The 13,989-nt window shown below is 52.9% G+C and carries 10 protein-coding genes; 6 read left to right on the plus strand and 4 right to left on the minus strand.

Translation table 11 applies throughout. From position 1 onward, the window contains the following. Positions 1-126: 126 nt before the first annotated feature. The 3 genes from QQ91_RS19515 to QQ91_RS19525 all read left to right on the plus strand — a co-directional run bounded on the left by QQ91_RS19515 (position 127) and on the right by QQ91_RS19525 (position 4,715). Complete coding sequence (locus QQ91_RS19515; RefSeq protein ID WP_166277638.1) at positions 127-1,299, plus strand: ATP-binding protein; 1,173 nt, start codon at positions 127-129, stop codon at positions 1,297-1,299. Next, positions 1,299-3,509 (plus strand): tetratricopeptide repeat protein, encoded by a 2,211-nt coding sequence (locus tag QQ91_RS19520; RefSeq protein ID WP_166277641.1) that lies wholly within the window; start codon positions 1,299-1,301, stop codon positions 3,507-3,509. The genes QQ91_RS19515 and QQ91_RS19520 overlap by 1 nt, the downstream gene beginning before the upstream one ends. 150 nt (positions 3,510-3,659) lie before the next feature. Further along, on the plus strand, positions 3,660-4,715 hold the full coding sequence (locus QQ91_RS19525) for a potassium channel family protein (protein WP_166277644.1): 1,056 nt from the start codon (positions 3,660-3,662) through the stop codon (positions 4,713-4,715). 85 nt (positions 4,716-4,800) lie between these two features. Here the strand turns inward: QQ91_RS19525 and QQ91_RS19530 are convergent, their stop codons facing one another. Beyond that, on the minus strand, positions 4,801-5,019 hold the full coding sequence (locus QQ91_RS19530) for a hypothetical protein (protein ID WP_166277647.1): 219 nt from the start codon (positions 5,017-5,019) through the stop codon (positions 4,801-4,803). A 687-nt stretch (positions 5,020-5,706) separates the two neighbouring features. On the opposite strand from QQ91_RS19530, the gene QQ91_RS19535 reads away from it, so the two are divergent. Then, a complete protein-coding gene (locus tag QQ91_RS19535) occupies positions 5,707-6,879 on the plus strand; it encodes a coiled-coil domain-containing protein (RefSeq protein ID WP_166277650.1) in 1,173 nt (390 codons plus the stop codon). Here the strand turns inward: QQ91_RS19535 and QQ91_RS19540 are convergent. Continuing rightward, positions 6,876-7,442 carry a DOMON-like domain-containing protein gene (locus QQ91_RS19540; RefSeq protein WP_166277653.1) on the minus strand — a complete coding sequence of 189 codons (567 nt, stop codon included), beginning with the start codon at positions 7,440-7,442 and terminating at the stop codon, positions 6,876-6,878. The genes QQ91_RS19535 and QQ91_RS19540 overlap by 4 nt on opposite strands. Then, on the minus strand, positions 7,442-8,632 hold the full coding sequence (locus tag QQ91_RS19545) for a phosphotransferase enzyme family protein (protein WP_166277656.1): 1,191 nt from the start codon (positions 8,630-8,632) through the stop codon (positions 7,442-7,444). Before QQ91_RS19545 ends, QQ91_RS19540 begins: the two co-directional genes overlap by 1 nt. Positions 8,633-8,787: 155 nt before the next feature. Here QQ91_RS19545 and QQ91_RS19550 point away from each other — a divergent pair, with 155 nt between their 5' ends. Next, positions 8,788-9,264, plus strand: coding sequence for a pentapeptide repeat-containing protein (locus tag QQ91_RS19550; RefSeq protein ID WP_166277814.1), 477 nt, complete (start codon positions 8,788-8,790; stop codon positions 9,262-9,264). Positions 9,265-9,334: 70 nt separating this feature from the next. Here the strand turns inward: QQ91_RS19550 and QQ91_RS19555 are convergent, their stop codons facing one another. Then, positions 9,335-10,540 (minus strand): GNAT family N-acetyltransferase, encoded by a 1,206-nt coding sequence (locus QQ91_RS19555; protein WP_166277658.1) that lies wholly within the window; start codon positions 10,538-10,540, stop codon positions 9,335-9,337. Between the two features lie 248 nt (positions 10,541-10,788). Between QQ91_RS19555 and QQ91_RS19560 the strand changes: the two genes are divergently transcribed. Continuing rightward, complete coding sequence (locus tag QQ91_RS19560; protein ID WP_166277661.1) at positions 10,789-13,404, plus strand: hypothetical protein; 2,616 nt, start codon at positions 10,789-10,791, stop codon at positions 13,402-13,404. Positions 13,405-13,989 lie beyond the last annotated feature (585 nt).

The following is a 13,989-nucleotide window of genomic DNA, read 5'->3' on the forward strand; positions in this document are numbered from 1 at the left end:
CACTTCATCCTAGCTGGAGTGCGATCGCTTCAGGTTTGCTTTCGCATCGAAAGTAATAGGCCTAATAAACATACGTTGAATTCGACGTACGTTAGAATTGACGTATGTTGATGTCGACTTATATTTATGCGAGTTAATCCTGGTGGAAATTTGGCTCCGGATGAGGTGGTGGGGCGCGATCGCTTCATTAAAAAGCTTTGGAAAATCCTTGATCGTCAGAGTCTGGTGTTGACGGCAGAGCGACGGATGGGGAAGACCAGCGTGATCCGTAAGATGTACCAGGAGCTGCCAACAGGAAAGGTGGCAATATTTCGGGATTTGGAGGGGTGTAAAACGGCGCTGGATTTTACGCGGCGGGTGGTGGAGGATGCTCAGGATTATTTGACCCTCAAGCAAAAAGGATGGAAGAAATTGCAGGAGGCGGCGCAAGCTTTTGAGGGATTTGAAATTGGTGGAGTGGTCAAAATTCCGGAGCGGGCTGCGGCGCACTGGAAGCTGATTTTACGTCAGGCGTTAGAGGATTTACTCGACCAGCGCCCGGAACAAATCATTTTGTTTTGGGATGAGTTGCCGCTGATGGTCTATGACATCCGCCGTCAGGAAGGGGAACAAGTGGCGGAGGAGATTTTGGATGAGCTGCGGGCAATTCGGCAAACCTATGGCCACAAGGTGCGGATGGTGTTTACCGGATCGATTGGTTTACATAATGTATTGACCAAGTTAAAGCGGTCGGGATATGCCAACGATCCGACTAATGATATGAAGACGGTGGATGTACCGCCCTTGGCAGAAGCAGATGGTGTGGCATTGGCTCAAGCTTTGATTGCAGGGGAGCAAATTTCCTTAACGGAAGTTGAAAGGTGGGCACGGGAGATCGCGATCGCCGCTGATTATATTCCGTTTTTTATTCATCAGATGGTGGGGCATTTGGCAGATGAGGTGGAGGATTTTGGGGGTGTGACGACCGATGCCATTGTGCGGCATTATCTGCTAGATCCGGACGACCCATGGCATTTGCGCTATTTTCAGGAACGGATTGAGACCTATTACCCAGATAGTGAAAAGTATTTGGCGTTGGCGGTTTTGGATGTGTTGGCAGTTGAGGATCAACCGCTTTCTTTTCGAGAGTTGTACAACCGTGTGTTGACGAAAACCGAGGCGTTTGATGAGGAAACAACACGGGCCATGGTAACGATGCTGATGCGGGATCACTATATCGAACTGCCGGAGGTGAATGCCCATCGCTTTCGATTTTCCCTGATTCGGAACAGCTGGAAAGTGCACCGGGGGTTGGGCTGATGCGGGTTTCACGATATACGCCGAGTTTGCTGAGCCATGAAAATTTAGAGGCGATTTTTGTGCAGCGGCATAAGCTGGCTCAGACGTTGGTGGAGCTGGTGCAAGAAAGTGTGGTGTCGAGGAATAAGCATTACACGTTGCTGATTGGGCCGAGGGGAATTGGTAAAACGCATTTGGTTTCGCTGGTTTACCATCGCGTGATGGAGCTGGAGGCCATTCAAGATCGGCTCAAAATTGCTTGGCTGCGGGAAGAGGAATGGGGGATTAGTTCGTTTTTTGATTTACTGTTGCGGATTTTGCGGGCATTGCAGGAGGCGAATCCAGGGGCAAAGCTGAAGGAAAAGACGGTGGCATTTTATGAAATGTCGTTAGATGTGGCGGAGAAACAAGCGCTTCAGCTTTTGCATGAATATTTAGGCCAGAATACGCTGTTATTGCTGATGGAAAATTCGGATGAGATTTTCCAGGGGTTGGGGGATGAGGGGCAGAAAAAGTTGCGATCGCTTTTACAGGAAACGGGATGTTGCACGATTATTGCCACGTCGCAAAGTTTGTTTAATGGGGTGAAGCTACAAACCTCGCCGTTTTACGGATTTTTTCGGATTCGCTATCTGAAGGATTTTTCGGTGGATGAGGCGGTGACTTTGCTCCGCAACATTGCAGCGCTTGAGGGCAATCAGAATCTCGTGCGGTTTTTGGCGACGGCGGAGGGGCGCAGGCGGGTGCAGGCAGTGCATCATTTGGCGGGGGGGAATCCGAGGATTTATGTGGTGTTTTCGGAATTTTTGACCTGCGAGTCGCTGGATGATTTGATTGATCCGTTTATGCAAATGTTGGATGATTTAACGCCCTATTATCAGGCGCGGATGAGTTATCTTTCGCCACAGCAGCGCAAAATTCTTGAGGTGCTCTGCAGTCGGCGGTATGCGATGCCGGTGAAGGATATTGCCCAGCAATGTTTTGCGACGTCCCAGACGACTTCGAGCCAGTTGAAGGATTTGCGGGATAAGGGATATGTGGTGTCAGAAACCTATGGGCGGTTGGCTTTCTATGAGCTGCGGGAGCCGTTGATGCGAATTTGTTTATCGGTAAAGCAAGCCAGGGGTGAGCCGATTCGGTTAATTGTAGATTTTTTGAGGACTTGGTATGGCCGGAAAAACCTAGAGGCGATGTATGACGGCCTGATGACGGTTCGGGGGAGGGCTGCGAAGAATGACAGGGCAACAGCTTTAGGCGTACAAGGCTGTTCCACTCTGGCTACGGAAAACCATAGGATTTATTTGGAACAAGCATTGAGAGAAGAGCTTGAAAAAGAGTCAGATCCACGGATATCAGTTTGTGTTGAGGCATTGTATCAACACAGTAGGAGTCAAAACTTTGCTGAATTGTGTGCAGATGCACAGAAGTTGGTCAGGCTAAGGGGCAATGACCTTGACCATTTTAATTTAGGCCTTGCCTTGGGTAATTTGGGCCGTTACGAGGAATCGATCACCAGCTTTGAGAGAGTCTTAGAGATCAAGCCTGATATCAATGAGGCGTGGTACGACCGTGGGATTTCCTTTGCTAACCTAGGTCGCTATGAAGAAGCGATCGCCAGCTATGACAGAGCGCTAGAGATCAAGCCTGATGATAATCAAGCGTGGAACCATCGGGGGATTTCCTTAGGATACCTAGGTCGCTATGAAGACGCGATCGCCAGCTATGACAGAGCCTTAGAACATCACCCTGATTCTATTTGGGCAAGACTAAACCGGGCAGAACTCTTATTTTGCCAAAATATCTCTGAACAGCAGCTCACCGAGCTGGAATCTGCTCTCCAGTCTTTGACCCATGCCGAACAGAAACGAGGGTGGCATTTTGATCTGGGCCTTCAGGCTCTGTTTCAGAAATTTGACGATTCTGCCAACTGGCAATCCTGGCTCCGCAAACTCATCCAAGTCTTCGATGACGCGAACTGTATCAGCGCCCTCACCCAGGGACTCACCCAGCAGGCTGCCAAACTAACGTCAGAACAGGTGAGTCAGGCTAAAGCCGAAGCCTGGCTGCAGGTCTGGCAAGAACTAGTGGGCGATCGCCGCGAGTTTCAAATCCCGCTGCGCCTGCTCAGCGCCACCCTCCAGTACAAAAAAGCCCCCGACGACCTCAGCGTATTTATGGCACTGCCGATTGAAGAGCGAAAAATCCTGAAGCAGTTGCTAAACATTGAATAAACCCAAGAGATATCTGCCTTTTGCCAAAGAATCTACCCTTTCGTAGCGTTTGATACGCGATCGCTCTCCCATATTCCGTCAAGATAGGAGGCTGTCCCCCGCGATCGCCTTCCCCTGCGGCTGCCTTGCTCCTAGCTGCCTGGCACTTTAATGAAGACCTCAATCCGGCGTATCCTCTTTGGTGCAATTCTATTCCTGGCGACCCAGCTGGTTGCGGTTTTTGGCTACCGCTTAGCGGGGTGGAGCTGGATGGATGCGGTTTATATGGTGGTCATCACCATCTTTGGGGTGGGATATGGGGAAGTTCGACCGGTATTAGATCCGGGATTGCGCCTGTTTACGATCTTTGTCATTGTGGCGGGAACCTCCTCCGCAGTGTACGTAGTGGGCGGCTTTTTGCAGATGGCCACCGAGGGAGAAATCAACCGAGCCTTAGGAGCACGGCGCATGAGTCGAGAGATTGAAGTGTTAGAGGGCCACCTGATCATTTGTGGATTTGGGCGCATGGGGTTGCTTCTGGCCAGACACATGGTGGAAGCGCAGCGTCCCTTTGTCATCGTTGACCGCGATGAGGCCAGAGTGGATCAGGCCCAGTCCCTGGGCTATCTGGTGCGTTTAGGAGATGCCACCGATGAGCAATTGTTGATGGAGGTGGGGATTGGACGGGCGACGACCTTGGCCACGGTATTGCCCAATGATGCGCTGAACGTGTTCATCACGCTCACGGCCCGTAACCTTAACCCAGGGCTAATGATTTTAGCGCGTGGGGAGCAGGGGTCAACGGAAAAAAAATTACTGCAGGCCGGTGCCAACCGGGTGGTCCTTCCAGCGTCCATCGGAGCGATTCGTATGGCCCATCTGATTACGCATCCTGCCTCCCTCGACTTTTTGTCTGCCAATAATAGTCTGTCCAGCTTGAATGAAATTTTGGCCCAAATCCATGTGCAGTTGGATGAACTCCCGATTAAGCCCCAGTCCGATTGGGTGGGCACCAGTATTGAAAACGTAGAAATTCGCGGCAAAGGATCCTTTATTGTGGTGGCCCTGCGACGGGCCGCGGGTGAGATGATTATTCATCCCAGCCCCGAGGTATTTCTGCACGGCGGGGATACCTTAATTGTGGTTGGACGCCGTGGGGACTTGCCAAAAATCTCTCGCCGTCTGGCTCAGGAACGGCGGGGGCTGTATCGGGGAACCCGATTTTGATCTGGGGTTGGAACGGCCTCCTCCGAGTGTCGAAGATGGGATTGATCCTCTGGGGATGCGATCGCTCAGGGGTTCTTCTTCTCCCTTAGATTTCCAGCTCAAACTTGATTCCTTCCAACTGTGGGTGTGGGTAGGCTTGCGCGTAGGCCAAACTCAGCTGCCGCATGGCCTCTACATAGCTGAAGGCACAAACCAGTTTGTCCCAGGAGGGCGTTTTTTTAAACCTGATGCCCTGCTGCTTGGCGGCTCGTCGGTATCCCGCGTAGCTGACGATGCGGACTGCGATCGCTCCTCCTGGTTCCACCAGCCAAAAAAGAGTTTTGCCGTCCGCAAAAATTGCATCAGCCGTCGAATCAGGTTTGGAGAATCAAAATTGGCGGTTGAATCCTCAAAATCTCGGATCTGCTGAAAAGCCTGGGAGAGCGACTCGATATGTACGGTCATCTGGCCTAGTTCGGACTCTAGCATCTCAATGGCAGCGCGCTGGGACTGTTCAATCTACCGCTTTTCGGCGGCGAGCATTTGAATGGCCGCTTGCAGGCGATCGCGGTTTTCACACAGAGCCTAGATCTCCGACTGATAGAGCTTTGCCTGCTCTCGATATTGACGGTTGTAACGCCGGAGCTGACCTTTCACGAGGGAGAGTTGGGCGATCGGCGGCGCCATCGTCCGCTGAAGGGTGGCATACCCCTGCTATCCCACAATAGGCTGTTTAAAATTTCAAGGCAGCCGCTGGACATAGCCCATCAACGGCAATCAACAATTGTTTGTAAATCTGCAAAATTGAGGCTAGTCTTGATTTTGACCGGGGCTTTGGGGCGTTTGGCTGACAATCAGGCTGAATTGAGATGAATATTCCTGTACGCTTAGCAAAAATACCGAGGGAAGTTTAAGGTATGTGGAGGAATCTCTAGATCCGGTGGTGCTGGGGGAAGTCAGAGGGATGCCCTCCAGTTGATGTTGGCGATGATGCTCAATTTCTGAAGCTTCTGTGACTATTGACGGCCCACAAGACCCGAATGTAAATGATTTGTCCGCTCCAGAGCCCGATGCGGGGGATGGGTCGGGCGATCGCCCCGAGACGGCCTTAGCATCAGCAGATTCTGGAGATGTTTTGCCTCCCTCTGATGTGGATCTCGCGGATTTAGGTCTCGAGAAAACCAGCGCTGAAACTCGTCTCGATCGCCTTGTTGCGGAATCCAGAGAGGCCGATTACGCCCCGCGACGCATTCGACAGCTTGAAATGGCTCTGGAGCAGTGTCAGGGCTATATTCATGAACTCAAGGCGACCCTGTCAGACCAGGAATTTTTGGCCACTCAGCTTGCGGCGACGGAGGAATATTCCCACATTCAACAGCAAGCTATCTCCACGCTGCAAGATCAGCTGCGGCAGTTTCATGCTCAAGATCAGCAGATCCAGATCCTGCAAGATCAGCGGCAAGCTCTGAGTTTGCAGCTTGATGAACAGCATCATGAGCTGATTGCCCTGAGAGCCTTTCAATCCCACTCCACTGCAGAGCAGGAAAATCTCCATCAGCAAATTCACAATCTCCGCGAACAGCTTCAGCAATCCCAGGATTCTATCGTCCAATCCACCCAGCAGCGCATCATTTCCCAAAAAACGGTGGATCGACTGCGCCAGGATATTCGCAGACAACAGGAAGAAGTGTCGAGTTTGGAATGGCAATTGAACAAGGCCAAGGAAACGCTACAGCGCTATGAATCCATTATTCAGGCCCTGCAAAAGTCTCAGCAGCCGGACTCCCAAAAGAATTTAGCGATTCAAGATCTAAGCGCAACCCTTTACAAGGCCCAGAACAAAATTGCCAGCTTAGAAAATGAACTGGCCCAGCAAACCCTGATTCAAGCTCGACTCCAGCAGGCTTCGAGTGAACTGGAGCAGCAATCGCTTTCTGCCCAAGAGCGTATTGAACACCAGGAGCAGCAAATTGCTGAGATGCAGGAGCAAATTTTGCATCAGGCTCAACAGGGTCGCGAATATGAAACGGCGATTCAGCATTGGAAGGATCGCTTGCAGCGCTATGAAGACGCCTTCGAGGCCATCTGGCCGATTCTGCAGGGAATGCAACGCCAGTCTTCAAAGATCCCGCCCCAGCTTCTCAACGCGGTCCATCAAGTGATTGATCAATATTTTCAGGCCTAGGCGCGGTCCGCTGGGTAGGCAGGACAGTGGCCTAGAAAGCTATCGGGATGATGAAAGTCGGCGGTGGCGCTTGGGTGGGTTAAGGCCCAATAGCTCAATAATCCTGTCTGGGTTTCCAGTACCGTTGCTATCGCCAGATCAAGGGGCTGAGTCGGCGGGGCGATCGCGGTGAGATCCACCGCGTAGCTCAGGTGGTAGTGGTGTGTTGTGCGTTTAATCTGTACTGGTAGATCCGTGACGGCAGGGCAGGGGGTCATCCCCGCGCGGTAGCTGGAAAATGCATATCGGTTCCAATCGCCCGTGGGAGAGACATTGACCTCCCAGTAGCGATCAGCTGCTTGGGGCCGCACAAAGCACTCAAAACAGCTATGCTGCCAGAGATGATGGCGACGCTGGCTCAGGGGATGGCGCTGCGGTAGGGCCAGCGCGGCGATCGCCCCCGTCAACTCAAAGGATATCCTCAGTAAAGACCGCTGGCGCTTGACGGTGGCGGTGATCTGTGGGGGGGGATCGAGATCCGCAAAACTGGAGGTCTCAAAGGGGATGAGCGTGTAGGGTGACATCAGCGCAGCGACTGAATCAGGGTTCGAATGGCTGGAGCCTGGGCTTCGATACTTTCCACAAGCTTAAACTGCACGACCGCGCGGTGTAGATTTTGCTCAGGATGGGTCACCTTAAAGTAGGAGTTGCCTGCCAGGTAATCGGTAAAAAACCGCAGTCCCAGCTCAAAGGGCAGCAAACGGATACTGTCGTACAGATAGTCATAGTCGGTCGGCTGCAAAAACGCCTGCCCAACGGTGCAATAGCCTCGTAACATCGCTGCACAAAGATCCAGGTCGAAGGAAACGCGGTGGAATTCGGTGGTCTCTTCCCCCAGGGGATTACAGCCTGACCGCAAACAATCTCCAATGTCGTAATGGATTAATCCTGGCTTAACGGTGTCGAGATCAATGAGCCCCACCGCCTGGTGCGTCTGGGCGTCAATCATGACATTGTTCACCTTTGGGTCACCGTGAATCGGTTGCAGCCGAAGCCGCCCCTGGTGCTTTGCGGTTTCTAACACAGAGGACCAGGCGCGGCGATCGCGGATCATGCCCAAGCCATAGACGAGATAGTGGGTGCGCTGGGCAGCCAGGGAATCTTGAGCCCCCGAGGGAAAATCCTCAGGAGGCAGATTGCTGATCTGGGTAGGGTGGGCAGCGCAGACAGCGTCGAACTGATCCAGATAGCGAGGGGTAATGTGAAACCCTTCCAGGGTGTCGATGAGGTGAGAGACCGGTAAATCGTGAATTAAACGATGAAACACCCCCAGGCCAAATCCCACTTCCTGCGCCAGTTGGGGCGAGTGGATTTGATTGTAGGTGCAAGCTGCGTCAATATAGGTCATTGCGCGCCAGGTGTAGCCCTGCGAGTCCTGGAGAGAGCGTTCCCCCTGGGGCGTTGGGATCACCCTGGGGACCTCCCAGCGACGCGGATTGGCGGCGGGAAACACCTGACCCTGTTGGGCGATGTGATCTCCAACCCGACAAATGTTTTCGACCACCTGTTGCGGCTTTGCAAATACGTGGGGATTAATGCGCTGCAGGACAAATTGCTGAGGCGTAGCCCCGCTCACCCTCACCTGGTAGGTATCGTTAATATTGCCCTCTCCCAGGGATTGCACCGTGTGAATATGGGCCTCGGGGAAAAATTTGGCGGCAATCTTTTGGGCCACGGCGAGACTGCACGATGGGTCGGTGATGCTTCCGGTCATCCTGGGAATCGTGAACCATTAAGCCCCCATTATGCCACTGATCCCGCGCTGACCGAGGCTCCTCAAAAGTCGCTACAGTGAAAACAGCAAAAATAAGGCGGAGGTAAACAATGGCGATCGCAGCTGACTGGAGGCGAGGAGTCCTATGGGGAGTGATGATTCTGCTGATTGGAATGCTCGGGTGGTCTGGGGGGAGCGTTGAGGCGGCAGCGATCTGGCAGCGAGAAAACACCGTGGACTATACCCTGGCGGAGCTGCAGGGAAGTGATTTTTCAGGCCAGGATGTGTCCGGCACCTCCTTTGCCGGGGCGGATCTGCAAGAATCCAACCTCAAGGATGCCAATTTAGCAGGCACCATTCTCACAAAGGCCTCCTTTGTCCGGGCTAATTTGCAAGGGGCCAATCTGAGGGAAGTGTTTGGCGATCGCGTGGACTTTAACGAAGCGGATGTGTCCAATGCCATTTTTGTCGATGCCATCCTCACCAGCAGCCATTTCTATGGGGCCAACATCGAAGGCGCCGACTTCAGTGGGGCTATGCTAGATCGCTATCAAGTGTCCCAGATGTGCGAAACTGCCGCGGGCGTGAATCCCACCACTGGCGTCCAGACTCGCGAGAGCCTGGGCTGCTAGGACTGCGGGTATTGGCTGCTTGGGGCTTACCCCTTGCTCAGTGGGCGGAAGGCGTGCCCTGGGCGATGTCTCAGATCCCAGGCTGAGTCTCAAACCGAAAGGGCAGATTCTGATTAATGGCAGCAATCTGGCGCTGTTCCATGCGATTAATCTCGGGGATATATTGCTCAAAAACCCGCCGCAGCTTGGGGTGATAGAACCGATGCAAACTGGTGTTGGGGGTTGCCGGAAAGCCACGCCGCTTTTTGTGTCGCCCCCCGGCCCCTGGGTCAAACTGCTGAATCCCCTGATCAATGGCCCATTCAATGGGTTTGTAGTAGCAGGCATTGAAGTGCAAACAATCTATTTCCTTCACGCTGCCCCAATAGCGTCCGTAAAAGCGATCGCCCTTACGTAGACAAAAGGACATGCCTACCGGGGTATGGGGCGCATCTTGATGAACAGCGCTGATCAGCACCACGCGATCGGCAAAACTTGAGGCTAAATTCAGGAAAAATTGACGGGTGAGATATTTGCTACCCCACATGAATTTTGAGCAGGTGTCATCGTAGAAGTGGTGCATGCGGTCATAGAATTCCGCAGGAATCTCCTCCCCAGTGAGAACCTCCAGGTGTAATCCAGCCTTAGCCAAAGCCTTGCGCTCCCGCTTGATATTGCGGCGCTGATTGGCATTAAAATCACCCAGGTAGCTCTCAAAGGTGCCGTAGTTTTGGTTGTTCCAAACGTAGCTGTGGTGTAGCCAGGGGATAAACCCCAACGGCTCCATCTGCTGTTGCCAACCAGGATCCACAAATAAAAAATGACAGCCCTGGATACGGTTATGGGCACAGAAATCATCAATGGCTCCCACCATTGCCCCCATCATCTCTGCTGCGGGTTCGGCAGGATCCATTAAAAATTGATAGCCCTCTGCGGGGGTAAAGGGCGTCATCCCCAGCAGTTTAGGGTAATAGTTGACCCCCATTTGATAGGACACCTCAGCCCATTCTTGGTCAAAGACAAACTCGCCATAGCTATGGCTTTTGAGATAAAGGGGGGCCGCTGCCACCAGGATGCGCCCCTGGAGGGGATCTGGATGCTTGCGCCAGAGGGCCAGATGCTTGGGCAACCATCCAGTCTTAGGCACTGCACTGCCTGAAACCTCTAGATTATGGAGCCAACTCCACTCCAGAAAAGGGGTCTTGAGCGGAAGGGCCAGGCGATCCCAGTCAGCTTGGGGAATATCGCTAATCTTGCTATGCCACGTTAGGCAATAGCTCGCCGCGGAGGAACTCATGGAGACAGGGATAGTGTTGCCGTTACTTTGGTCATTATGGTGGTTTCTGAATTTGAAATTCAAGGGAAACTTTCTGGCCCGAAAAAAGTTGGATCAACAGGCCAAGTGCTGCCAGATTCGGGCACTCTAATATTAATCTTTCCTCACAAAATTTGTGGGGCATCAAAGACTGAACTCGCTGTGGGCTGGACCGTTAACTGAGTCAGTGACTGAGTTAGGCGCAGTTCTGGACCTTTCCTGGAGTCGGTTTGAGCTCTCTTCTCGCAGGGAACCAAGGGGGATTAAGGCGTCCTTCTCCTCTGTTCCGCCTGTGCGAAGTGGGGCACATCCGGCGGTTTCAGGCTGCACAGCGGTTGGAGGATTTGAGGGCCGGAGCGTTGCGTGGTGAATCAGGGGGAACACAGAGTATGGGGTTTTTGGCAAAGTGGTTTGGACGCTGGCGGGTAGATCAACAGCGCCGAGATTGGACCGCTTCGGTTCAGCGGGTGATGGAGGATGAATCCCTGAAATCTCGTCTCCAGCGCCTGACCACTTTTCATAAGCAGCTGTTTCCTTGGTTAGCCATTCCGGGACCAGGAGTTCCGATTACGGTTCCCATCGCCGCCCTGCTATGGCAGGTTCAACCCGCCCAGGCTCACGCAACCCTAGGTATCCTGGCCGATGCGGGCTTGATCCAGGCTCAGGGAGAAGGGTATCTATTGATCCACGATTTTCGAATTCTGGCGCGGCACCTGTTGACCGACGGATTTCCAGCGGGGATGGTGTTCCCTAGCCTTAATCTCTCCTGGTCTCGCGCCCACGCCATTTTTCTCCAACGCCTATTGTCAGACTCATCTCCATGGTCCGATCACTACCTCTCCACTCAACTGGAGTGGCATCTTCAACAGGCTGATCAGCCCGATTTAATCCAGGGCCTTCTGGATGAATATCTCCAACGAGATCAGCCCGATTTTCTGGAGAAACTACTGGGGGCGGGATTTTGGCTAGATCGCGCCCTGGGAATGGCCCAGGCCCAGGCTCACGCTATTTCCGATGCCCATGCAAGGGTCTATGCCCAGGCGCAATACGCCCTCTTAAGATCCCTGCGGCGGCTGCGGATGCAGGCCGTCCCAAGTTCCTGGGTTCGGGAGCTACTGTATGCGGAGCAATGGACCCTGGAAGAAGCCTTTGCCTACCTGGACATGCAGAGTGATCCCCATCTCCGGGCCCAAATTCTCCAGGATCTAGGGCCGGTGCTCTGCCCAGAAGAATGGCCAAGATTGCTGAGTGCGGTGGAATTCCTGGGGGCTGATGCAGCCAAAGCCGTGGCCCTAAGGGGCCTGGTATCACACCTGCCCTCTAAACATAAGCCTCGTGTTCTGGAATGCATTGAGGGGATGGAAAACAGCTTTTACGCGGCCCTTGCCCTGGGCAGCTTTGCCCCCTTTCTCCCCCTTCCCTTAATGGATCGGGCCGTGCGGATGTTGGCGTCGTTTTCCGATGAGATGAATCAGGCGACGGTTTTGGCTCAGTTTCTTCCCCATGTGACCAAGCCCGTTCGAAAGCGCTTGCTTGGTTTGTTCCAGCGCTTTCAATCTTCGGAGGCGAAGATGCTGGTATTGGTTACCCTGCTGGATCACCCGCCTAAATTAAAATCTGAGGTTTATGAACTGGCTGAGGCGGTATTGTCTCCCCTCGACTATGCTCAATTTCAAAAGCAGGTGCAGGGTAATGTGCCTCTGGAGGAGGGCAACTTGCTGGCCTCTGTGGAAGGGGCCGCAACTGAAGCGGAAAAGGCAATGATCCTGATTGATGCTGCTTCTGCTTGTTCGGCAAAGCAGCTAGAGGATCTCTGGGCGATCGCTCAGGGGATTGAGGACGAGGGGCTGCGGATCAACACGCTGTTGCATTTGATTCCCCTATATCCCAACTTTGATGACCAGCAATGGCAGAATCTGTTGGCCTCTGTTCAGTCCCGATCTGTCCAGCTAGATATCCTGGTGCAATGGGTGCAATGGTCTGAGCAAGCGCTCCCTATGGCTCTAGCCTTTGTAGAACAGCTTTCAGATCCGCTTAGCCAGCTAGATGCCAAGATTCAGCTTTTGGCGGATTATCCCAAATGGGCCGATGAAGTGCTGGAGGCTATTGCCCGGCAGCCAGACGAATCCCGGCAGGTGGAGCGGCTGGTCAATACTATCCCGCAACTTCCCGATCGACTCATTGCTAAGGCCTTGGACTTGGCGCTCACCCTCAAATCGCCCCTGGGCCGGGAATGGGTTCTCAATCAGCTTACGCCCCGCCTTGATCTGGACCAGATGCTGGCCACAATTCATCAGTTGGGATACCTGACCTACCCCCAAGCCGCTCTGGTCAATCTTGCCTGTCAGATTGAAAAATATTCCCTAGAAATGGGAGTAGATAGCGCCCTAGATGATATTCTGGACAGCCGGTGGAACGAAATCCAGGGACTCGATCCCCTGATCAAGGGAACTCAAAACTGGCGACAAACTCTAGCCGCCATTTTGGCCATGCCCGATCCCTACTATCGAGCGCGTATTTTGGGGCGGTTTTTACACGAGCTGGATTGGCGTTTAATGGAAAAGAAACAGTGGTCTGAGATCTTGCAATGTTTAGAGAGCAGTACGCCTCAGGATCTGATCAATCTTTTTCCCCAACTCGCCTTGGGGGCAATGGCACAGGTTGGTACTGAAATCCTGCCTCCCTTTAAGCAGCTGTGTTTATCCCTGGCCACGGTCAGCGAGGCGCTTCCTCGGGTTCCCCTAGATAGGCTGCATACTGATTGTAAAGTTTTTGACCCGGCAACTCCTGCCGAAGCAGTTTCGGATACCTATAGGTTTGGGGAGGATATTGCTGACGGATTGTAACCAGCTGTACCTGGACCTCGTACCAGTGCTGTAGCTGATCCACCAGACTTTTGAACTGTTCAAAGGCACGGGCATGTTTCTCGGACAGGGCAATGTACTGGAATAAGAGGCCGTAGGTTTCCAGGGTTTGCTGCCGAGATGGAATCCCCAGAATCAGGCCCAGCTTATCAAAGGATTCAAAATGAGTAATAATCTTCAAACTTAAACTATCCTGACTGAGGATATCCGAGCATCGGAGGTCCTTAACAATGTCTGCTAGCTTGCGAAAGATGTTGTATCCCTGAAATTGATACTTTTTAAAGGCATAGAGGAGATTTAAACTCAGATCATTGCTCGCAATGCGCTCTAGATAGCTGTGGTAGCGCTTTAGAGCTAGCTTCCCCTCCTGACTTTTGAGAATGGGAAATAGATCCTGAAACTTAGCCTGGGTCTGGCGACGAAAGGTTGTGGCCTGAACCCTTTGATGGCAGAGGCTCTCGACAAAACTATAGAACTCGTTAAAGCGTTTGCCGCGATGATTGAACTCAATTTGCTCCAGGTTGGTGAAGGCCTGGTGAGCTCCGATGCCTGCCTGCAAGAGAGCCA

The sequence above is a fragment of the Lyngbya confervoides BDU141951 genome (assembly GCF_000817775.3).
GTDB lineage: Bacteria > Cyanobacteriota > Cyanobacteriia > Thermosynechococcales > Thermosynechococcaceae > Lyngbya > Lyngbya confervoides.

Coding starts and splice junctions, on each gene's coding strand:
- QQ91_RS19520 (WP_166277641.1), top strand. CDS start 1,299: ATGCGGGTTTCACGATATACGCCGAGTTTGCTGAGCCATGAAAATTTA.
- QQ91_RS19515 (WP_166277638.1), top strand. CDS start 127: ATGCGAGTTAATCCTGGTGGAAATTTGGCTCCGGATGAGGTGGTGGGG.
- QQ91_RS19550 (WP_166277814.1), top strand. CDS start 8,788: ATGATTCTGCTGATTGGAATGCTCGGGTGGTCTGGGGGGAGCGTTGAG.
- QQ91_RS19545 (WP_166277656.1), bottom strand. CDS start 8,632: ATGACCGGAAGCATCACCGACCCATCGTGCAGTCTCGCCGTGGCCCAA.
- QQ91_RS19540 (WP_166277653.1), bottom strand. CDS start 7,442: ATGTCACCCTACACGCTCATCCCCTTTGAGACCTCCAGTTTTGCGGAT.
- QQ91_RS19525 (WP_166277644.1), top strand. CDS start 3,660: ATGAAGACCTCAATCCGGCGTATCCTCTTTGGTGCAATTCTATTCCTG.
- QQ91_RS19555 (WP_166277658.1), bottom strand. CDS start 10,540: ATGAGTTCCTCCGCGGCGAGCTATTGCCTAACGTGGCATAGCAAGATT.